The organism is Flavobacterium sp. 3HN19-14 (genome assembly GCF_051373205.1).
Classification (GTDB): Bacteria; Bacteroidota; Bacteroidia; order Flavobacteriales; family Flavobacteriaceae; genus Flavobacterium.
Genome location: NZ_JBPPZT010000001.1, coordinates 365,895 through 387,128, shown reverse-complemented (window position 1 = coordinate 387,128; position 21,234 = coordinate 365,895). Strand labels below are relative to the sequence as shown.

Annotated in this window: 22 protein-coding genes and 3 pseudogenes; 19 read left to right on the top strand and 6 right to left on the bottom strand. The window is 36.8% G+C overall.

Features of this window, described 5'->3' with window-relative positions:
• Positions 1–14: 14 nt before the first annotated feature.
• Genes ACSLFW_RS01980 through ACSLFW_RS01965 form a run of 4 tightly spaced genes read right to left on the bottom strand, consistent with a single transcriptional unit; the run spans position 15 to position 2,976 of the window.
• Positions 15–341, bottom strand: a complete 327-nt coding sequence (locus ACSLFW_RS01980; RefSeq protein ID WP_436554420.1) for a hypothetical protein — start codon at positions 339–341, stop codon at positions 15–17.
• A complete protein-coding gene (locus ACSLFW_RS01975) occupies positions 342–1,226 on the bottom strand; it encodes a DUF488 domain-containing protein (protein WP_436554419.1) in 885 nt (294 codons plus the stop codon).
• 54 nt (positions 1,227–1,280) lie between these two features.
• Positions 1,281–2,798: a hypothetical protein gene (locus ACSLFW_RS01970; RefSeq protein ID WP_436554418.1), complete on the bottom strand. Its 1,518-nt coding sequence runs from the start codon at positions 2,796–2,798 to the stop codon at positions 1,281–1,283.
• Between the two features lie 4 nt (positions 2,799–2,802).
• Positions 2,803–2,976: a hypothetical protein gene (locus ACSLFW_RS01965; protein ID WP_436554417.1), complete on the bottom strand. Its 174-nt coding sequence runs from the start codon at positions 2,974–2,976 to the stop codon at positions 2,803–2,805.
• Between the two features lie 354 nt (positions 2,977–3,330).
• Here ACSLFW_RS01965 and ACSLFW_RS01960 point away from each other — a divergent pair, with 354 nt between their 5' ends.
• Together ACSLFW_RS01960 and ACSLFW_RS01955 are read left to right on the top strand one after the other, a co-directional pair.
• On the top strand, positions 3,331–3,735 hold the full coding sequence (locus ACSLFW_RS01960) for a hypothetical protein (RefSeq protein WP_436554416.1): 405 nt from the start codon (positions 3,331–3,333) through the stop codon (positions 3,733–3,735).
• A gap of 88 nt (positions 3,736–3,823) precedes the next feature.
• Complete coding sequence (locus tag ACSLFW_RS01955) at positions 3,824–4,270, top strand: JAB domain-containing protein (RefSeq protein WP_436554415.1); 447 nt, start codon at positions 3,824–3,826, stop codon at positions 4,268–4,270.
• A gap of 88 nt (positions 4,271–4,358) precedes the next feature.
• Here ACSLFW_RS01955 and ACSLFW_RS01950 read toward each other — a convergent pair whose 3' ends face one another.
• On the bottom strand, positions 4,359–4,577 hold the full coding sequence (locus tag ACSLFW_RS01950; RefSeq protein ID WP_436554414.1) for a helix-turn-helix domain-containing protein: 219 nt from the start codon (positions 4,575–4,577) through the stop codon (positions 4,359–4,361).
• A gap of 104 nt (positions 4,578–4,681) precedes the next feature.
• On the opposite strand from ACSLFW_RS01950, the gene ACSLFW_RS01945 reads away from it, so the two are divergent.
• From ACSLFW_RS01945 to ACSLFW_RS01900, 10 genes and pseudogenes are all read left to right on the top strand, one after another.
• Positions 4,682–5,101 (top strand): hypothetical protein, encoded by a 420-nt coding sequence (locus ACSLFW_RS01945; protein WP_436554413.1) that lies wholly within the window; start codon positions 4,682–4,684, stop codon positions 5,099–5,101.
• 26 nt (positions 5,102–5,127) lie between these two features.
• Positions 5,128–5,700 (top strand): hypothetical protein, encoded by a 573-nt coding sequence (locus tag ACSLFW_RS01940; RefSeq protein WP_436554412.1) that lies wholly within the window; start codon positions 5,128–5,130, stop codon positions 5,698–5,700.
• Positions 5,701–6,063: 363 nt separating this feature from the next.
• Positions 6,064–7,014, top strand: coding sequence for a hypothetical protein (locus ACSLFW_RS01935; protein ID WP_436554411.1), 951 nt, complete (start codon positions 6,064–6,066; stop codon positions 7,012–7,014).
• A gap of 215 nt (positions 7,015–7,229) precedes the next feature.
• Positions 7,230–8,776: pseudogene (locus ACSLFW_RS01930) on the top strand (type I restriction-modification system subunit M).
• Positions 8,773–9,249: a hypothetical protein gene (locus tag ACSLFW_RS01925; RefSeq protein ID WP_436554410.1), complete on the top strand. Its 477-nt coding sequence runs from the start codon at positions 8,773–8,775 to the stop codon at positions 9,247–9,249. Before ACSLFW_RS01930 ends, ACSLFW_RS01925 begins: the two are co-directional and overlap by 4 nt.
• A 195-nt stretch (positions 9,250–9,444) precedes the next feature.
• Positions 9,445–10,047 carry a restriction endonuclease subunit S gene (locus ACSLFW_RS01920; protein WP_436554409.1) on the top strand — a complete coding sequence of 201 codons (603 nt, stop codon included), beginning with the start codon at positions 9,445–9,447 and terminating at the stop codon, positions 10,045–10,047.
• 1 nt (position 10,048) lies between these two features.
• Positions 10,049–11,125 carry an AAA family ATPase gene (locus ACSLFW_RS01915; RefSeq protein WP_436554408.1) on the top strand — a complete coding sequence of 359 codons (1,077 nt, stop codon included), beginning with the start codon at positions 10,049–10,051 and terminating at the stop codon, positions 11,123–11,125.
• A gap of 72 nt (positions 11,126–11,197) precedes the next feature.
• Positions 11,198–14,331: pseudogene (locus ACSLFW_RS01910) on the top strand (type I restriction endonuclease subunit R).
• A 153-nt stretch (positions 14,332–14,484) separates the two neighbouring features.
• On the top strand, positions 14,485–14,763 hold the full coding sequence (locus tag ACSLFW_RS01905) for a T9SS type A sorting domain-containing protein (RefSeq protein ID WP_436554407.1): 279 nt from the start codon (positions 14,485–14,487) through the stop codon (positions 14,761–14,763).
• Between the two features lie 178 nt (positions 14,764–14,941).
• Positions 14,942–15,931 (top strand): polysaccharide deacetylase family protein, encoded by a 990-nt coding sequence (locus tag ACSLFW_RS01900; RefSeq protein ID WP_436554406.1) that lies wholly within the window; start codon positions 14,942–14,944, stop codon positions 15,929–15,931.
• A gap of 583 nt (positions 15,932–16,514) precedes the next feature.
• On the opposite strand, the gene ACSLFW_RS01895 is transcribed toward ACSLFW_RS01900, so the two are convergent.
• Positions 16,515–16,976 (bottom strand): hypothetical protein, encoded by a 462-nt coding sequence (locus ACSLFW_RS01895; protein WP_436554405.1) that lies wholly within the window; start codon positions 16,974–16,976, stop codon positions 16,515–16,517.
• A gap of 95 nt (positions 16,977–17,071) precedes the next feature.
• Here ACSLFW_RS01895 and ACSLFW_RS01890 point away from each other — a divergent pair, with 95 nt between their 5' ends.
• The 7 genes and pseudogenes from ACSLFW_RS01890 to ACSLFW_RS01860 all read left to right on the top strand — a co-directional run bounded on the left by ACSLFW_RS01890 (position 17,072) and on the right by ACSLFW_RS01860 (position 20,954).
• Positions 17,072–17,728, top strand: coding sequence for a peroxidase, FMP-type (locus ACSLFW_RS01890; protein WP_436554404.1), 657 nt, complete (start codon positions 17,072–17,074; stop codon positions 17,726–17,728).
• A 240-nt stretch (positions 17,729–17,968) separates the two neighbouring features.
• On the top strand, positions 17,969–18,553 hold the full coding sequence (locus tag ACSLFW_RS01885) for a phage tail protein (protein WP_436554403.1): 585 nt from the start codon (positions 17,969–17,971) through the stop codon (positions 18,551–18,553).
• A gap of 6 nt (positions 18,554–18,559) precedes the next feature.
• A pseudogene (locus ACSLFW_RS01880) lies at positions 18,560–18,742 on the top strand (phage tail protein); the annotation flags it as partial.
• Between the two features lie 23 nt (positions 18,743–18,765).
• Entirely contained in the window at positions 18,766–18,981 is a 216-nt protein-coding gene (locus tag ACSLFW_RS01875; RefSeq protein ID WP_436557506.1) for a hypothetical protein, read from the top strand.
• 7 nt (positions 18,982–18,988) lie between these two features.
• Positions 18,989–19,123, top strand: a complete 135-nt coding sequence (locus ACSLFW_RS01870; RefSeq protein ID WP_436554402.1) for a hypothetical protein — start codon at positions 18,989–18,991, stop codon at positions 19,121–19,123.
• 12 nt (positions 19,124–19,135) lie between these two features.
• Positions 19,136–19,690, top strand: coding sequence for a phage tail protein (locus ACSLFW_RS01865; RefSeq protein ID WP_436554401.1), 555 nt, complete (start codon positions 19,136–19,138; stop codon positions 19,688–19,690).
• Between the two features lie 139 nt (positions 19,691–19,829).
• A complete protein-coding gene (locus ACSLFW_RS01860; RefSeq protein WP_436554400.1) occupies positions 19,830–20,954 on the top strand; it encodes a DinB family protein in 1,125 nt (374 codons plus the stop codon).
• The last annotated feature ends 280 nt before the right edge of the window (positions 20,955–21,234 follow it).

Genomic DNA, 21,234 nt, shown 5'->3' with positions numbered 1-21,234 from the left:
TTAGATTTGTAAGGTTAGAGTAAAATCTTATTTAAAGCGATTTTCTTTCGTTCAGCCCAGCAATTTTCAGTACCTAGTCTACTTAAAATCGTAATTTGACTTTCAAATGAATAAGGGCGATGGCTTTCTGGTCTGAAATCTTTCGTGTTTTTCACTAAATCTAATTCAACCCAATCATATTTTCTATACTGTTCGTCATAGGATTTTTTTCGAAATGGAATAGGGTAAATTCTAATCCAAGTGCCATCTTCAAGGAAACCAGCGGTGCAGACTAGTTCATCATATTTCCCTGAAATGCTTGGATAAGTCTTTACGGCAATTAAGACTTTTGTTAGAGCCATTTAGATATGCTTTACATTGATATCAAATGTAGCAATTTTTGCAATTGATTCAACTAAAGGTTTTCTATGACATTGGCAAATATCTGCTTCAAAGCAGGTTAATGCTATTCTTTTGTATTTTGAAAGAAGATTAAGAATTTCTTTTTGATATTTTTCAGTCTCGATTAACGTTGTAAGGCTATATGTTTTAAATAATGAATCATAATCTGCTTGCGAGTTAAGCTCTTGTCTTTGACTTGAATCGATACCAACTTCAGGGATATGGACATAGTCAATTCCGACGCTGCCACAAAATTTACTTATAGCAGTCTTACTGAAGCCATATTTTTGACTTAATGGGTTTCTCCTAACGTCAACCAGTAGTTTAATATTATTTTTTATTAGTTTGTTTATGTAGGCTTCCAAAGAAACTCCTTCATATCCTATTGTATGAATACCAATTTCTTCAGTTTTTGCCTTTTGAAAATTTACTTTTTGTTGCTGCTCTTCAGTTAGGATGTCCTTCGCAATGAGACTATTTATCGCATAGTAAGGAAAGTTAATGTAGGTGTGTTTAATTAACTTGTCGTTATCCATACTGCCATAAACTTGTAAAACTTCATTTAATATTTTTTGGTCTTCTTTTTCAAGAGACTTAACGTAATTCGTATTATTGTTGGTGAAAAAAGAGGTTTCATCTTCGGTTATATTCCCCTTTTTTATCATCGTTATTAAATCTGCATTCAATGAATATGAGTAACAGCCGAATTTGTAAGGTATAAATTCGTAGTCAGGATTTTTCTTTCGTTGAGCAAAAAGGAATATTAGCTTTTGAATTCTAAGCTTGTTAATTTTGCTGCCGGAGCTTTGTAGTAAAGCTAATATGACTTTTCTTCTGTAAAACATTTTGCAAATGTAATTAAACCTTTTGCTAGAATGCCTTAAAAATTACCCAAAGCATCAAAGTTTATTAACGAAAAAGTCAAAATAATCTTGTTTCTGTGTGTGATGGATAAAAGAGGCTAAAACGTCAGAATTTAAAGTAAGATATTCTTTCAAAATTGTTTGATCATCCTTGTCAATATAAGAAACTACATCCTTAAAAATCATTCCTAGATTTACATCCGTTGCATCAAATACAAAATCTAAAATTTTCCTATCTGCAATATAGCAACTCGAAATCCATAAGTATTTTGGGAGACTATTTGAAACATGTGTTACTTTTTCCTCATCAGTTAGAGGACTTTCTAAAATATTTTTTTTGAAATTTTCAGAATAATCGATTGATATATCCCAAATTAAATCAGAAACTATATGGCCATCGAAATGGAACGTCAAAATTTTATCCAACCCTAACGTAATTGACTCTATATCTTCATAAGATATCCTAATCTTAGGGTATACTGGAATTACTACATTTAGCACTTGACTTGGAGTAACTCTATTCCAAGGTGTAAAAATTTCGTGTTCACCATCGAATGTAATACGAGCAAAAGGCCCAAACTGATCATCATGGGCATAAAACTTAGTAATGTTTTCAGACAACCAACTTATTTCAGGTTTTGGCGCAATGTGTTCTGGGGCGCTTTGCTTGTAGCCAGATATTGCAATAGCGTGATACCCGTGCTGACCATGCGCGGTAGGTATGCGAATTGCTAAAATAATCGGTATTCCGATTGGAGAATAAGCCCTCAACAACTTTTTAAGGCGATTGTTAGGTATATTATAGTGAAAAGCATCATATCTGTTATATCCTTGCCTTATTTCAGTTACTAAACCTGAATTATTTATAGCTTGGCAAATTTGCAACACAGATAATCCACTATTTGGAAACAACCTACTGCCATCTAAAGCAAGCTTGTCCGCATCTTTAGTAATCTGACTTGGCGATTTCAATACTGTGTGATGGTCTAAGGCTGCTTTATTCAGCATTGACCAAATAGCAGTAGTTGCACAAGCCGAAACAACGCTATCTTGTTCTTGAAACGCAAGAGAAGTTAAATTTAGAACTTTTCCGTATAAATGGACCACATACTCCCTTGTTCCCCAAAAATATCTATTGTCAAAACCATTCCCGGCGGAAAAGGTTTTTAGAACCGTATATCCTATCACCTTAGTGGGAATAGGTCTTACAACAATAAAGCCCAAATAGCTATCCCAAATTTCCTGATGTGCATCATTGGTGATAAGAGCAGAGATAAAATTTTCTTGAGAAAAATTTAAATTGAAGAAATGTATTCTTTTGCAAGTTTTAGGGTAGTTTTCAAAGCAAAGAGAGTAATATGATACATAATCATGAAGATAATCCTTACTTACGTAATCGCTTTCAACAACTATGGTCTTAGCATCTAAGCCATCGACGCCTAAATAGCCAGATAGGTACGTGAAGTGACCCTTCTCTCTGACAATATCTTCGGATGTATAAGTATTAGATAGTGCCCTAGAGAAATTTGGCAATGTGAATTCGTGAACTTCCAAGCGATTAAAACTTAATAACTCTCTTCAACGATTCGTGATCAACCATCTTGAATTTAAGTATTTCGTCTTGTTGTCCTCGGGTCTTAGTAACCTCTTGTTGAACCGTAGCAGTAGGTAACTTGACAGGTTTTATGCTCACATCTTTGGCAAGCACAGTAGAAATCTTAAGTTTTTCCATACAGTTTGGTTTTGATTTAGCAAATCTATAAAAAAAATCTTTTGGTATACAACAAAATTTTAATGCCGATTCACATCCTAAAGGTAACGCAAAAAAGTAATATAAATTACTGTTTTTGAATGTTTTAATAGAAAATTAAAAAAAAATTATGAAAAAAAAATTATTTTTCAATCTCGCACGCTTAAGATACCCTGCCCAAAAGCACCCCCCTCTCAAACCCAATCTCAACTACCCCCACCCATTTCAAGCAACAATAATTTTTGGTTGAGTTTATACTAACGTTGAAAACTATGGGTTGGCGAAACAGAAAAGGTTAGGTTGCAAAATTCATTGTTTAACTCAAAAAAAAGTAAAATGGTACGTATTATTAATTATCAAAAAAGACAGACAGAAGAAGGTAAAGAGTTCTTTATCTTGGAGCTTCAGGGTGGTATCGAAATGGTTAAGTCTCAACAATCAGGCAAATTCTATGTTACGGCAAGGAAAGCAACCATATCATCAACTTTTGATGAAATGACTTGTCAAGCCTTAATCGGAACTGAATTGCCAGGAAAAGTCATGAAAGTAAGCTGTGAGCCTTATGATTATACAATCAAAGATACAGGCGAAGTAATTACACTTACCTACAGATTTGAATACTCTGAGGAAGAAATAGTCAACACATCTACAGTAGAGAAAAGCGGAACAACTATTGAAGAGTTTATGACAACTACTCCGACAGGAAATTCATTCTCAACCAACGGTTCTTTAGCTCACTAACTCTGTCTCAATATCCCTTATTTGCATGTACTCTTAGAAGTAGAAATGCAGTAAGGGATATTATTTTAAATTAAAATCAAATAATATTATGATAAAAAAGAATATACTTGCTGAAATTGAAGTAAGCTATTCAACCAACGATACAGTTAAGGAGAAGATAGAATCAGGCGATAAGGCTTTTGAATTACTGTCAGATTTTTGGAAAGCAGGCACATTAGAATTACATGAAGAATTCAAAGTAATACTTCTTAATAGAGCTAATGAAGCGTTAGGAATTTATTGCTTATCAAAAGGCGGTATCACAGGAACTGTAGTTGACGTAAGGTTGCTTTTTGCGGTTGCTTTAAAATGCAACGCGACAGGAATTATTATATCACACAACCATCCATCAGGTAATCTAAAACCAAGTACGGCAGATATTAACTTGACGAAAAAAATCAAGCAATGCTCAGAATTTCTCGATGTTTCTTTGATAGACCACTTAATTATTACCAAGAATGGTTATTACAGTTTTGCTAACGAAGGTTTAATTTAAAAGCGTGAGGTAGTTCAGGAATGCCTTTATAAACGTAAATTTTAAAATTGACTTTTCTTCAGAATATTATTAATAGCGTTTTCTTTAATTAGTCTTTAAATTTGAAGAATTCTATTGCTGGCACATTTAAGGCTTTTGCTACTGTTTCAATCGTTGAAAGGGTAGCATTGGCTCTACCTGCTTCGAGCCTTGACATGTTACTTTTTTCAAAATTACATTTGGCAGCCAAATCCTGTTGAGATATTTGTTTCTCTATCCGGATTTCCTGAATACGTTTCCCAACTCTTATTTGCAAAGCGTTTTCCAAATTCTGTGTTATCATTTATGATAAGTCAAAATTTGTTCTATTTTTGCTTAAATCAGTTATCCTAAAAGATAACTAACTTATTTTAAACCTATTCCCATTACGATATGACAAAACTAAACCCCAAGAAAATATATGTCACAGTTATAATGCTTGCTTTAACTGTGATTACACTTTCAATGCTTTTAAAAGAGCCTTATTCTTACGATATGATTCGGTATTATAAGCAAATGTCCGCAACTCCTCCTTTATCAGAGTTCTATGTAGATTTTTTCGTTTTTAACCTTCCTGTCAAAGTAGTATTAATAGTTTCAGCACTATTAATGTGTTTCGGTATTTATGGATTGATTTACTTAGATGATGAACATACCAAAGTTTTCATTAAGAAGAGAGCAGCAACAATCCGACAATATTCAAAAAAACCAATATCCAACATCGTTGGATTTACTCTTTTACTCACACTAAGCAAAAGAATATATCAGATGAAACTAACGTATCTAGCCAACAAAAATCAATATCTGAAATAAAGGAAAGAGGAGGCTATCGGTCTTTAGTGAAGTATCTTATCCCAATAGCAATTGCATTTATTGCTACGTTGTTGTATTTAAATTTACCATTCTCAACGATAGAAAAAAAGAAGCTAGATTTGAGTGTTAGTTATGAAATTAAAGAGCATATTAATGTTTCGCTCCAAGAAGATGTTGATTATGGTATCATTTACCGAAATGCACTAGTTAGGTCAATGCCATTTTATCAAGTGATTCAACATAGACGGTTATCTTATGTTCAACACTTAACTGAAATTTGTGGTACATCAACTTTAAGCAACGATGATAAAGAAATTCTTAAAGATTATAGTGTTTTAGCAGGCATATCTGAACTTCCACAGGTAAATGATAAGTTTGACCTATATAACAATCTTGCTTATTTAACTATTGCGGTGCTAGTAATCATTCTAATCATTGTATTTGTGAAATTTAATAGATACACATTTGTAAAAGGTCTTGCTTACGTCTTTTGTTTAGTTTGTGCAATTCACATCCTGTTTGCAATCCAAAATAAAACACTTCAAAAGCAATTAGATATAACATTAAAAGAAAGCTACAAAAGTGGTTGTTTAAAGTGACACCAATTCAGGTAAAACATAGGTAAAACATTTTTCTTAAAAACTGAAAACAATCGCAAAAAAAAGAAAACAAAAGTTCATACTTATCTATTAATCTAGGTATGTGGAAAACATAAGTTAACATCTCTAAGCAAACTGAGACTGCCTGTTAATCAGAGGGTCCTTGGTTCGAGCCCAAGAGGGGGAGCTGTAATCCCGATCAGGAATGGTCGGGATTTTTTTGTTTATACATTCTTTCGTGAAAATTGCGATGCTAAATCCTTTCAAGGCTTTAAATGCTAAAGGGATATGAAGTGTTTACCAAAGAATTTATCGTTAAAATTCCTTAAATTTTCCAAAGCCCCTGTTATAAAACGCGTTTCTATGTCAAAACTACACGAAAAAATATCTCAAATCTTAAATTCAGTGAAAGGAAATGAATCATTTGGATATTCTTATGAACATTTTCAGAAAGACTATAGCGATCAGAAAAAAAGAACGGTAGATTTTAAATTCGTTAATAGTTATTTGAAAAGACATTTAAAATTTGAAAAAGAATACTTAGAATTTCTCACATTTAAAAATTTCGAATTTGTTGAAACCCTTCACCGATATTTTGATAGAAGTGAGAAAGCAAGTATGGATTACAACAAGAAATCATATTCATACAAAGCTTTAAATGACTTTTGGAAAATATATCTTGTAATCAGTAATAATTTTAAAAGCATGGCCGATCTTCATTTGAATGGAATGGATTATCAGGCAAAAGCTGTTTTTAGAAATACCATTGAGCTTACAGAGTTATGTATCTGTGTTTTGGGTGACGAAGAATTTTACTCTTTCTTTAAAAAGCAAACGGGAGCAATTCAACCTGAAAATGAATTTCAAACAATAAAATTTGGAACAGCTAAAAAAACCACAGCCAAAGTAATCGATAGTTTAAAGAATATTCCGTCAAATAATATTCCAGGCGATTTATGGGACCATTATTTAAATCTGCGCCAAAATTTTTATGAGGAATCTTCCAGATACGCACATTCTAATTTTTTGAATATCTTTTTTTCCAGTTATGTCAAACCTATTGAATCTAAATTTATCGATAAAGAAATTCTTTTAATGAATTTAGGAGGATATGTTAATGAACGAACCAAACAAAACATCAATAATATTGTGATTTATGATACAATTTCTTTTATCATTATTTTAATCCTGATGATTGAGAATCATAAACTTCCTTTTTCAAAATTTGGAGAGAATTATAAATATTCAGCTTTTCTTTCAAAGTTAAACTGGGATTTGTTCGCACAACTTTATTTTAAAAAGAACTATAGTTAATATGTGCTTGGCGAAATCACGGCACAATCATCAAAATTGTTCATCCTTTTTCCATAACTTCGTTCCGGTCGCCAAAAAGGTTACTTTTAGAACGGCTTAAAATCAACGCAATTTAGCAAAACCTTGGAGGTGTGTTTAAATGTCTCCCAATCGTTAAATAAATGCAATAGGAAGAATTGAATAACAGCTATTAGAAATGGCTATATAAAAATAAAATGACAAGCATAATTCAAAAACAAGAATTACTAAATAAAATATGGAAAATCGCCAATGAGGTTCGTGGCGCTGTGGATGGCTGGGATTTTAAACAATTCGTATTGGGAACACTGTTCTATCGCTATATCAGTGAGAACTTTACGAATTATATAGAAGCTGGCGATGAGAGCATTGACTACGCCAATTTGCCAAATAGCGTTATAACACCTGAAATAAAAGACGATGCCATTAAAACCAAGGGTTATTTTATTTATCCGGAACAGCTTTTTGTAAACGTCGCTAAAACAGCCAATACCAATTCCAATCTGAATACAGACTTAAAAGCCATTTTTGATGCTATCGAAAGTTCCGCTAATGGTTATCCGTCTGAACAGGATATAAAAGGTTTATTTGCCGATTTTGACACCACCAGTACACGATTGGGTAATACCGTAGAAAACAAAAACAGCCGTTTAGCTGCAGTTTTAAAAGGCGTGGAAGAACTAAATTTTGGAAATTTTGAAGACAATCATATAGACCTTTTTGGGGATGCTTATGAAATTCTGATATCCAATTATGCCGCTAATGCGGGTAAATCCGGAGGCGAATTCTTTACTCCGCAAACGGTATCTAAATTAATTGCGCAGTTGGCGATGCACGGGCAAAAGACCGTAAATAAAATTTACGACCCGGCAGCGGGTTCGGGTCATTGTTATTACAAGCCAAAAAACACTTTGACAGCCATATTATCGAAGAGGGTTTCTTCGGTCAGGAAATCAACCATACCACCTACAACCTGGCACGTATGAACATGTTTTTGCACAACATCAATTACGATAAGTTCAATATTGCATTGGGCAACACTCTTATCGACCCTCATTTTGGCGATGACAAACCTTTTGATGCCATCGTATCCAATCCACCCTATTCTGTAAACTGGATTGGTGCCGATGATCCAACCCTGATAAATGATGATCGTTTTGCGCCTGCCGGTGTTTTGGCACCGAAATCAAAAGCAGATTTTGCTTTCGTATTGCATGCGTTGCATTATTTATCAGGCAGAGGCAGGGCGGCCATTGTTTGTTTTCCCGGAATTTTTTACCGTAGTGGTGCAGAGCAGAAAATCAGAAAATATTTAATAGACAACAACTTTGTAGAGACGATAATTTCGTTAGCGCCCAATCTTTTTTATGGCACTTCGATAGCGGTAAATATCGTGGTGCTTGCCAAAAATAAAAGGGATAACAAAACCCAATTTATAGACGCTACCGGCGAAGGCTTCTTTAAGAAAGTAACCAACAACAATATGCTTACGGAAACGCATATTGAAAAAATCATGGGGATTTTTGATAGCAAGGAAGAAATTCCGCATGTGGCAACTGTTGTCGACAATACTAAAATTGCCGATAATGATTATAACCTGTCGGTGAGTTCTTATGTAGAAGCAAAAGACAATCGGGAAAAGATCAATATAACTGAATTGAACAAGCAAGTTGCCAAAACTGTAGAAAAAATAAATACACTTCGTGCTGATATTGACGCCATTATAAAAGAAATTGAAGCATGAGTTATTTAGAGAAATTGTTGGATGGCCATTCTGTAGAATGGAAACCTTTAGGAGATGAGGTAGAAATTGCAAATATTGGTGTAGACAAGAAAATCAACATAAATGAAACAGAAGTGAGGCTATTAAACTTTGTCGATGTTTTTAAAAATCAGTACATATCTAATCAAACGCCAACTATGATTGTAACGGCAACCGAAAGAAAAATTATTGATTGTAATGTAAAAAAAGGTGATATTTTTATTACCCCCTCATCAGAGCTCATCGATGAAATTGGCTTTTCTGCAATGGCGACCGAAGATTTTGATAATGTTGTTTATAGTTATCACATAATGAGATTAAGAATTAATAATAAAAATATTTTATCTCCTCCTTTCTTAAACTATTTATTCAGTTCAAAAAATGTTCGAAGACAGATTCGTCAAAAAGCACAAGGAATAACTCGATTTGGTTTAACACAACCAAATTGGAAATAAATCCAAATTCCTATACCATGTCCGAATAACCCAAAAAAATCACTAGAAATTCAGCAAAAAATTGTTGCTATTCTCGATTCATTTACAGAGCTTACAGCAGAGCTTACAGCAGAGCTTACAGCACGAAAAGAACAATATGATTATTATAAAGAGCAATTGTTTTGTTTTGATGAAAATGAAGTACTACATATACCTATGGGGGATGAAAGAATTGGAAAATTTCAAAGAGGTAAGCGTTTTGTAAAAACAGATTTAATCAATCAGGGTGTTCCTACAATTCATTATGGTGAAATGTACACTCATTATGGCCCTTGGGCAGATGAAACAAAATCTTTTGTGAATGAAGAGCTTGTTAAAAGTAAAAATCTGCGTGTAGCCCAAAAAGGTGATGTTGTTATCGTTGCAGCCGGCGAAACTATAGAAGATATTGGTAAAGGCACGGCATGGTTAGGTGATAAAGGAGTAGTTATTCATGATGCTTGCTTTTCTTATAAAACCGTATTAAATTCTAAGTTTGTAGCTTATTTTACACGCACTAAACAATTCCATGATCAAATTAAGAAGCACATATCGTCTGGTAAAATTTCTGCGATCAACGCAAGAGGTTTGGGCAAAGCGATAATACCGGTTCCTTCAACAGAAGAACAAGAACGTGTTGTTTCTATTCTTGACAAATTCGACACACTTACTACTTCCATCAGCGAAGGTTTGCCAAAAGAAATAGCGTTAAGACAAAAACAATATGAGTATTACAGGGATATGTTGTTAACGTTTCCCAATGACAACTTAGAAGCATAATATGGCACAATCATTAACTGAAATAGCACAATCGTTAAAAGACGCCAATAAAAAAGTGCAATTGATTTACGCATTTAACGGCACAGGCAAGACAAGGCTTTCCCGTGAGTTCAAAGATTTGATTGCGCCCAAAAATCAGGAAACGGAAGAAGAAGAGGCAAAAATCAAGATAATGTACTATAATGCATTCACTGAAGATTTATTCTATTGGGATAATGATTTAAATAACGATACAGATAGGAAGTTAAAGATCCAACCCAATAACTATACGAATTGGGTACTTGCAGAACAAGGACAAGAACCAAATATAGCAGCGCATTTCCAACGTTATACAAGCGATAAATTAACGCCAAAATTTGATGAAGCTTTTTCTGAAGTTCGTTTCTCATTTGAACGCGGTAACGATGTGCCTTCCGAATTTGTGAAAATTTCAAAAGGAGAAGAGAGCTGTTTTATCTGGAGTGTTTTTTACAGTCTATTGGAGCAAACAATAAATGTATTAAATGTAGTAGAGGAAGCTGACCGTGAAACAGATCAATTTAATGATTTGCAATGTGTATTTATTGACGACCCGGTGAGTTCATTGGATGATGCTCACCTGATTGAGTTGGCTGTAAATATCTCAGAATTGATAAAATCAAGTACCTCAGATTTAAAATTCATTATTACCACGCATAATCCATTATTTTATAACGTATTATTCAATGAATTCAATAATGCAGATGCCCGATACGGTTTCAGACCAAGACACGCCATTAAGAAACGCTTTGAAAAATTGGATGACGGGACATTTTTAATGCAAGATCAGTTAAATGATTCTCCTTTTTCTTATCATCTCTTCTTGTTGTCAGAATTGGAGAAAGCGATAGCATCCGGAGGTATTCAAAAGTATCATTTTAATTTTTTGAGGAATGTTCTGGAAAAAACGTCTACGTTTTTAGGCTATAATAAATGGAGAGACCTTTTGCCTCAAGAATCACAGGAAGCTTACTATAATCGCATCATTAATCTTTCAAGTCATTCTAAACATACAGGTGATGAAATTTCGATTATTGAAGAAAATGATAAAGAGTGTTAGGATATCTTGTACAACAAATTAAAGAAACCTACAGCTTTTATTCAAATGATAACCAAATCATAGAAGAAGAAAATGTATAATACTATAGCCGAATCCAACAATTTCATTGTACTTGAGAAGTATACAAAGCAATCATCGCTTAACGAAACGCCTGCAAGTTATCAAACAGAATCTGCCTTAGAGCAGGAATTTATCCGGGATTTAATCAACCAGGGTTTTGAAAAACCTGCTGATGTCAAATCGATGGATAGTATGTTAGCCAATGCCCGGGTGCAGCTACAAACGCTAAATAACATGGCGTTTAAAGATAGTGAATGGACACGTTTTATTGAAGAATATTTGGACAAACCAAGCGATAACCTGGTAGAAAAAACAAGGAAAATACAGAACAACTACATTTATGATTTTGTATTTGATGACGGGCATATCCAAAACATTTATTTGGTAGATAAAAAGAACATTGTTCGTAATAAAGTTCAGGTAATTTCTCAGTTTGAACAAAAAGGAACACATGCCAACCGTTATGATGTAACCATTTTAGTAAATGGTTTGCCGTTGGTGCAGGTAGAATTGAAAAAGCGCGGAGTAGCTATTCGCGAAGCGTTTAACCAGGTGCATCGTTATACGAAAGAAAGCTTAAATGCAAACAATTCGCTTTTTAAATACGTTCAGCTTTTTGTCATATCAAACGGTACAGATACCCGATATTTTGCCAATACGGTAGAGCGCAACAAAAACAGCTTCGACTTTACCATGAATTGGGCAAAGGCCGATAATTATTTGATTAAGGATTTAAAAGATTTTACAGCTACGTTCTTTCAAAAAAATACACTTTTACATGTATTATTAACTTATTCCGTTTTTGATACAAATGATACATTGCTGATTATGCGCCCTTATCAAATTGCCGCTACAGAAAGGATTTTATGGAAAATTGAGAGTTCCTTTAACGCTAAAAAATGGTCCGAATAGAGAAAGCGGCGGCTATATTTGGCACACCACCGGATCAGGAAAGACGCTTACCAGTTTTAAAGCCGCAAGATTGGCCACGCAACTTCATTTCATTGATAAGGTATTTTTTGTAGTGGATCGCAAAGACCTCGACTTTCAAACCATGAAAGAATACCAAAATTTTTCGCCTGACAGCGTTAATGGTTCCGATAGTACCGCCGGTTTAAAACGAAACATAGAAAAAGACGACAATAAGATTATTGTTACTACAATACAGAAGTTGAACAACCTCATGAAAACTGAGAATGATTTACAGATTTATCAAAAACAAGTGGTATTTATTTTTGATGAGGCGCATCGTTCCCAATTTGGTGAAGCCCAAAAAAACTTAAATAAAAAGTTTAAAAAATTCTATCAGTTTGGTTTTACAGGAACGCCTATTTTTGAGGATGATATTGTGGATGGAAAGCTAATCCGTAAAGGAAATGCATTAGGCGCCGAAACTACTGCAAGTGTATTTGGAAGTCAGTTACACACCTATATAATTACTGATGCAATCAGAGATGAAAAAGTACTTAAATTCAAAGTAGATTACAACGATGTGCGTCCGCAATTTAAGGGCATAGAAACAGAACAAGATGAGAAAAAATTAAGTGCGGCAGAAAACGCAAAGGCATTACTTCATCCCGCGCGCATCAAAGAGATTTCGCAATATATTTTACAAAATTTCCGAATCAAAACCCATAGAAATCAAGGCAGTGACAAAGGTTTTAATGCGATGTTTGCTGTGAGTAGTGTTGACGCTGCCAAATGTTATTATGAAGAACTCAATCGCTTACAAAAAGAAAGTGAAAAGCCGCTTAAGATAGCAACCATCTTCTCTTTTTGCTGCCAATGAAGAACAAAATGCTATTGGAGAAATTGTTGATGAAACTTTTGAACCATCAGCCATGGATAGCAGTGCAAAAGAATTTTTAACTAAAGCTATCAATGACTATAACGCTATGTTTAAAACCAGTTTTGGAGTTGAAAGCAAAGAGTTCCAAAACTACTATCGCGATCTTGCCAAACGTGTCAAAAACAAAGAAGTCGATCTTATTATTGTAGTGGGTATGTTCCTTACCGGGTTTGATGCACCTACACTTAATACGCTGTTTGTAGATAAGAATTTACGTTATCATGGGTTGATGCAGGCTTTTTCGCGTACCAATCGTATTTATGATGCTACAAAGACTTTTGGTAATATTGTTACCTTCAGAGATTTGGAACAAGCAACTATTGATGCCATCACCTTATTTGGAGATAACAACACTAAAAATGTAGTACTTGAAAAAAGCTACAAAGAGTATTTGGAGGGTTTTACAGATACTACAGGAGAAGCGCGTAGAGGTTATATCGAAGTCGTAAAAGAATTAAGTGAAAAGTTCCCAAACCCTGATGAGATTATAAAGGAAAAAGACAAAAAAGAATTCTCGAAACTATTTGGCGAATATTTGCGGGTGGAAAACATCCTTCAGAATTACGATGAATTCACCAATCTTAGAGCACTACAGGCAATAGACATAAATGATGCTGAAGCAATTGAAGCATTTAAAAAGGCTCATTTTTTGGCAGATACGGATATAGCGGCAATGCAAAAAATAGAAGTGCCAACAGAACGCGCAATTCAGGATTATCGATCAACGTATAATGATATTCGTGACTGGTTAAGACGTGAAAAAAGCGGCAAAGAATCAGAAGAATCAAAAATTGATTGGGATGATGTAGTTTTTGAAATAGATTTGCTTAAATCACAAGAAATAAATCTTGATTATATTCTTGAACTAATATTTGAGCGTAACAAAAAGACAAAAGATAAAGCTACTCTAATTGAAGAAATTCGAAGAATTATTCGTTCCAGTTTAGGTCAAAGAGCAAAAGAGAGTTTGGTTGTTGATTTCATTAATGAAACAGACATTGATGCCATTAAAGAGAAGGCAAATATATTGGACTCATTCTATCTCTATGCCGGTAAACGACAGAAAATTGAAGCTTCAGAGCTAATTGCAGATGAGAATTTAAATGAGGAAGCAACAAAGAGATACATCGCCCAATCATTAAAACGTAAATTTGCAAGTGAAAACGGTACTGAACTCAACGCCCTTTTGCCTAAAATGAGTCCTTTAAATCCTCAGTACTTGACAAAAAAACAAAGTGTGTTTCAAAAAATTAGTGCCTTTGTGGACAAATTTATGGGGATTGATGTAGAATTTTGATATTGTTAATTACACGAAAAGCATCTGACTGTTACGCGGGCTATGTAATCATTATGTTACGGCTGTTGTGCCCGATTCAGGGAATATTACCATCGAAACCGCAGCCCCTGAAAACCCGCAGAATTTCATTTTGGGGGTACGAAAGGCGAATTTGTGATTGTCGCTTATGATGCTTCTTTACTTTCTGTGCCTTCTTCTGATGATACAGATTTTGGTTCATTTCCTAATCCTGTGAAGGATATTTTAAACCTGACTTACAGTAAAGAGATTACTAAAGTTACCGTATATAATTTATTAGGGCAGGAGGTGACCGCCAAACCGGTTGGTGCCAACTGGTCGCAAATCGATATGTCTGATTTGTCGAAAGGTACTTATTTGGTAAAAATAACTGCTGGCAGTCAGATCAGGACAATAAAGGTTGTTAAGGAATAATCCGGCAATTTGAAAAGATTTTTCCAAAACACAATTTGATATTCATTTAAAGATAGCCTTTCTTCGGAGAGGCTTTCTTTTTTAGGCCAATTTGAAGAAAAATAGTATATTTATTTCGAACACAGCACGAACTCCTATTTTTTCCAGTATCTACGAAATTTGCATAAACCTTCATCCGATGGCTATCAATAAACAACATATTTGCAGGATTGCTTTTTACATAACTTTTCTACTGATGGGCTTCAATATCATTGCGCAAAATGAAATCGGCAATTATAAAGTCGCCCTTGGAGTGGTTGATTACAACAACCACAGTAACATCGTCCTTCGGAAATTCATCAAAAAAGGCAATCCGTTTTTCGTAATCGTAAATCCCGATAATCTGGAGACAAGTGTAATTCCGTCTGAAGGCATCACTTTTGAACCTTCAGATTGGCCTCAAATTACAGAGAAATTCAAAAAAACGCCTTACATACAATCGCTGGAAACTGCCAAAAAACAATCGCTTTCTACAGAAGATTCCGGAATCGTGCACGGCTATCCGAAAGAACACAGCATAACGCTGACCATCGACCTTTGCCCCTCGCACAAACCTTTAGACCGTGTTATCTTTTCTTCATTGATTAATGAATTCAAGAAAACCGAAAAGCCGGTTCCTGTGGGATTATCCATCACGGGCAGGTTCATGCTCACCCATCAGGATGATTTGTTGTGGCTTGAAGGTTTGGTGAAATCCGGAGATATTAATATCACCTGGATCAATCATACTTACAACCACCATTTCAATCCTAAAAAACCGGTAACCGATAATTTCCTGCTGGCGCCAAATACAGATGTGAGCTTTGAAATCATCGGAACTGAAATTGCATTGCTTCAACGCGGATTGGTATTTTCAGCATTTTTTCGTTTCCCCGGATTGGTTTCCAGCCCAAAACTCATCGATCAGGTTGCCGCCTTCGGATTAATTCCAATCGGAAGCGACGCCTGGCTGGCAAAAGGGCAGCAAGCGCAATCGGGAAGCATCGTGCTGATTCACGGCAACGGCAATGAACCTGTTGGCGTAAAAGACTTCATCAATTTATTGCATACCGAAAATGATGCCGTCATGAAAAAGCAGTGGCTGTTGTATGATTTGAGGGAAAGTGTGGAAAATGAGTTTCAGGAGTGATTGGTTTCGACATTGTTTTTATTACATACAGAAAAGAAAAGCAGCATGAAAATGTTGCTTTTTTTATTTACAGACAACCGAAAATTGCCCTCAATTCATTTTACCATGTAAGAAAAAACAGGTATAAATACGCGTTTCTATCCAAAAATTTTGCTTTACTATTGTATTGATAAAGTTTCAGAATTGCATATAAACAATTGTTATTCAATATAAAGCCAAGTCTCAAACACCTGATTATTAATTCAAAAAAACCAAACCATGTTAAAACTGGACCGACAAACAAAACGAGGGTAACATCTCTCAAAAAACCGCAGATGCAAATGCATTGCTGAGAGCACCGCAACCAAACAAAGGCATATTAGAAACCCTGATGGACGGCTATTCAAAACTGTTAATCGAAGACCCGATCAGGCCTTTCCATGAAGAAGATTTGCAGAAAGTAGTCGACAATGTAGATTATGGCGTCTTAAAAGTACTCGAAGGCACATGGGTGAGCTACAACAGTCAAACCGACAATCAAAGTAAAAAACCATTCATCGGAAGCGGCGTGCACACGACCATCATGCCTTCTCCGGGAACAATCTCACAAGGAATTCCGGGAAAATACAGCTTCGACTGCGACGAATATATAGAAAAGCTGATTTTCAATCTGGTTCCGGGCGGTGTTCGCAACCGCGGCGGGGGCAATGAACAATTCTGCGGTGCCATCAAATACGAGCAAAGCATCAAAAGCGCGACTACCGTACCGGGTAAATCCGGTGTAAAATATACGCCAATCCACGAGGAGAATGGCATGTACCTGTGGCTGAGTGATGTGTTTAATTATGCCGCAACTGCTAAAACAATTAAAGATGACCGCGGCATACACGCTATCAATCCGAACAATCCGAATAAAGATTTGTACAAAAGCGGCTATCAGGACGAAACGCTTTTCCTTATTAAAAATGACAAAGGCGAAGACGAATATGTAACGCAGGAAGATTTGAACGGAAGACCCTATTCCGAAATCATCGCCGCCAAAGAGCTCAAACCCGGAGCCGGACAAACCTGGACCTTATTTCATTCCGCATTACTCAATTTCGCGAAGTGGCGTGATTCCGCACGGAAGTACCATCACGTTATTAGGCGACATCGTTCCGAGTGGCCGAATTACGTAATTCCGGTCCGCCGCAATTCCCGAAAGGTGATGCCGCCTGGAAATATGACCATCTTTCCATCTCGAGAACCATGGGAGGTGCCGGAGCCAATGAAACCACCAATCCTATCAATCTCGATGCGCCGCCGCCGGCATGGGTATTCGAAACGCTTAACGACGACAATGATCCGGGCGAAAACAAAATCTATACGCAGCGCATATTGGCCAATGATTTGTATCCGTATTCGGTGCGGCCTGATTTGCGTTTGCGCGATTCCATCAAGGATGAAAACATCAAAAACCACATCATGATCCAGATGTCGTCTAAAAATAAAACGGGCGCGCAAGGCGGCATTTTAAATGTTCCGTTCGTGAATCGTTTTGTGCCGACAGTCGAAATGAACACGCGCATGTGGATAGAAACCGTTGTTGAAGACGGAAGGGAAATCCTTCAGCTGCAATACGAACAGGTGATATTCTTCGAATTTGCTTTCGGCGACGACGGCGGTACAACAAGCTGGCCGCACATTCAGGTAAATACGCTTCGTAAAATAGAAGATGTTTCTCCGGAGCAGCGTCGTTTGATTGAAGAGCAATTCCCGGATGCGAATTCAATTTTGCCTTCAACACCGACTTCGGGATGTCCTTATCATAAGGAGTAATTTTTCAAAATTCAAGATAAAAAGAGCAGCATGAAAATGTTGCTCTTTTTTTACCCAATAAGTTTTCCGGTTTGTTGATATCGAAAACAACGCAAAAAGTTTTAATTCAAATAAATTCACAATTATAATTATAGAACGACAGATTGTTATTTTTTACAAGCGTTAAAAACCTGAATTGTTATTTTTTATTATAGGATTTTAGTTACATTTATATGTTATAAACCTAAAAACCAATAAATTATGAGTAGTACCACCTACATCGGGCAGATAAAGTTATTTGCCTTTAGTTCTGCGCCGAAAGGCTGGCTTAAGTGCGATGGAAGTTTGCTGGAAGTCAAGAATTACGAACTTCTATTCAATTACATCGGCCGCGCCTATGGCGAAATGACGGTACCGCAGGACAAATTCAGGCTTCCTGATTTGCGCGGCACAGTTCCGATACATCGCGGGCGCGGTGAAGGATTATCCAATAATTATATATTAGGCAGGGCTGCCGGTTCGGCAAACTTTGCCATGCGAAGTGAAAACATGCCCAGACACTGGCACCTGCATAGCGAGACTGTATATTTTTACCCGCCGTGCTCTTTAAATCCCGCCAATACGCCAAGCCCGGTCAAAGCTTTTTTGACGATGACCTCCGGAACGCCGACTTATGCGTCGGTGCCACTGGGTACCAATCCTGACAGATCCTGTGTGACGCCAATGACGGCTGAAAACGTATCTGTAACGCCGGCGGGCAGCAGCCAGCCATTTTCACTCCAGCAACCTTCAATCGGGTTGAATTATTGTATCTGCTACGACGGCATTTTTCCATCTCAAAACTGATATATTATGAATAATGAATTTATAGGCACAATAACGCTTTTCCCTTATGGACCAGATATGATAGTACCGCGAGGCTATTTGTTATGTGACGGCAGGCAGGTACGCGTTCCGCAGTATAGACGGCTTTTCGATCTGATTCGGAATAATTTTGGCGGAGATGAAATAAACTTTTTCAACCTTCCAAACCTGAATTACAATGTTCCGGTAGGAGCATGCCCGGGCAGCGTGGAATCAATCTGCCGTTTGCCCAAATGCAAGGGAATGACAAGCAGGTGCTCCAGTTATCTAATCTCGCTTCGCACACGCATCCTGCTAAGGGAGAAGTGTTTATCGGCGCTACTGATAAAGACGATGCAAGCTCAGATTCTCCAAAAGATTCCCACCTGAGTGCGACACCGGGCCAGCCTACTTATGCCTCCGGAACATAATGCGGTAATGGGCCCTCCAACCAAAAATATTGAGGTTACATCAGAAAGCAGGGGAGGTTCAGCGCCCACCAATAATATGCAGCCAACCATCGGGATGGCGTATTTTATTTGTTACAACGGAACAGTTCCAACCTTCAACTAAAAAAACACAATTATGGACGATCAATATTTAGGGCAGATAATGCTCGTAGCCGGGACATATGCACCCGCGGGCTACGCCGAATGCAACGGGCAGTTATTGCAGATTGCACAACACCGTTCGCTTTTTGGTTTGCTGAAGAACACCTATGGCGGCGACGGTGTCAATACTTTTGCCATACCCGACCTCAGAGGGAGGATTCCTTGCGGGATAGGCAAAAGTAATTCAGGAGAGACCATCAAAATTGGCGAAAAAATCGGAAGTGAGACCAACACCCTGACTTCCGACACCATGCCGGCGCACACGCACAAATCAACAGTAAATATAAGCCTCAACGTTTCGGCCACTGATGACGCTGATAGCGAATCGCCGGTGAACAATTACCTGCGGATACAGGAACGAAATACTTATGCCACTACAAGAGAAGATAATGATAATATGGCACGTGTAGTCGTAACTGTTATGCTCGATATGCAGGGATCAGCAACACCTATGCCGAACATTATGCCGTCGCTGCCAATGATTTATTGTATTTCGCTGGAAGGACAGGTGCCGAGCCCGGAGTTTTGATATATGCAATTTTTTACGAAATCCCGGCAAAACGTCGGGATTTTTTGTTTTTGATTTTTTCTGACGATTGTAATATCGAAATAACTTTCGCAGTATATTTGTGGTAAACCATTCAATACCAATCAATAAAATCTAAATCATGAAAAAAATCAGTTTGTTTTTGCTGCTTGTCGGCTTCGCCGCAAATGCGCAGGCAGTTAAAGAAGTTTCTTCAACGTGGATGTCTTTTATGCAGGGCATTTCCATAGAATCGAAGACGAAAAAGAAATTCAAGGTCGAGGCTTCCGTGAAAGTAATTACGAATGACGCGCATGCATCGGGCGGACTCTGGGCGCGCGTAGACAACAAAAACGACGAAAAAGGCTTTTTCGAGAATATGGAAGACAGGCCAATCACTGCTGCAGATTGGCAAACTTATACTTTGGAAGGAACGATAGATTCAAATTCAGACGTACTGAATTTTGGCGGCGTATGCGAATACAACGGTAAATTTTATTTTGATAATTTCAAGCTTTTCATCGAAAATGACAAAGGCATATTCGAACAAGTGCCGATACAGAACAACAGTTTTGAGCAGCCTGCAAAAGATGGTTATATTCCAAAATGGCACCTAGGCGTCACAAAGGATAAAGTCATAAAAGTAAAGGAATACGACATCACCGCAAGTGCCGATAAAACTGACGGGAAATCGGCAATAATGGTAGAAGGAAAGGGAATCGTCTACAAAGAAAGAGGGAAAATCGGCGGTGTTGATGGCGCATCTCCGAAAATCGCAGATATGATTTCGATGCTTGAAGACCTTAAAGACCGCGTAGAAAATAAAGTGAAGAACATGAGCCAATACGAACTGGATTATCTTCACGATGAAAATGCCAACCGAATCGGTTCATTAATCATGCACCTGGCCGCAGCTGAAGCGTATTACCAGGTCTACACTTTTGAAGGCCGTGAGTTTAATGACGAGGAAAAAAAGAAATGGGAAGTTGCGTTAGAACTTGACCAGGCCGGTCGCGATACCTTCAAAGGCCATGAAGTGCAATATTATCTTGATATCTATAACGAAGTGCGCGCCAAAACCATCGCAGAACTAAAAAAACGCGACGACGCCTGGTTTGAAGAAGTGCAAAAAGGATCTGGCATGAGCAATCATTATTGCTGGTTTCACGTGATGGAGCATCAATCCAGTCATTTGGGGCAGATTCTGTTTCTGGCGAAAAGGATTCCGCCTGAGCCGGTAGCGTTGAAACAGCCGATTAAGAATTAAAAGTTGTATTGTATAATTTGTAATCAACTTCGTCAAAAATTTAAGAATTTCTACGGCAAACCCGTAATACAACCTATCGGAAAAAATTATATCTTACCTTCAGGGAAGGGGTGAATGTATCCCTACGAAAAAATCGAATTAGTTAGATACGGGAATGCCGTAAAAATTGTTAAAATTTAGTTCGCGTAAAGCATTAATAATTTCACACATCAAAATCAAAATTCATAAGATTAAAACGAAAAGCCCGGCAATCACCGGGCTTTTCTAATGTAACTAAATA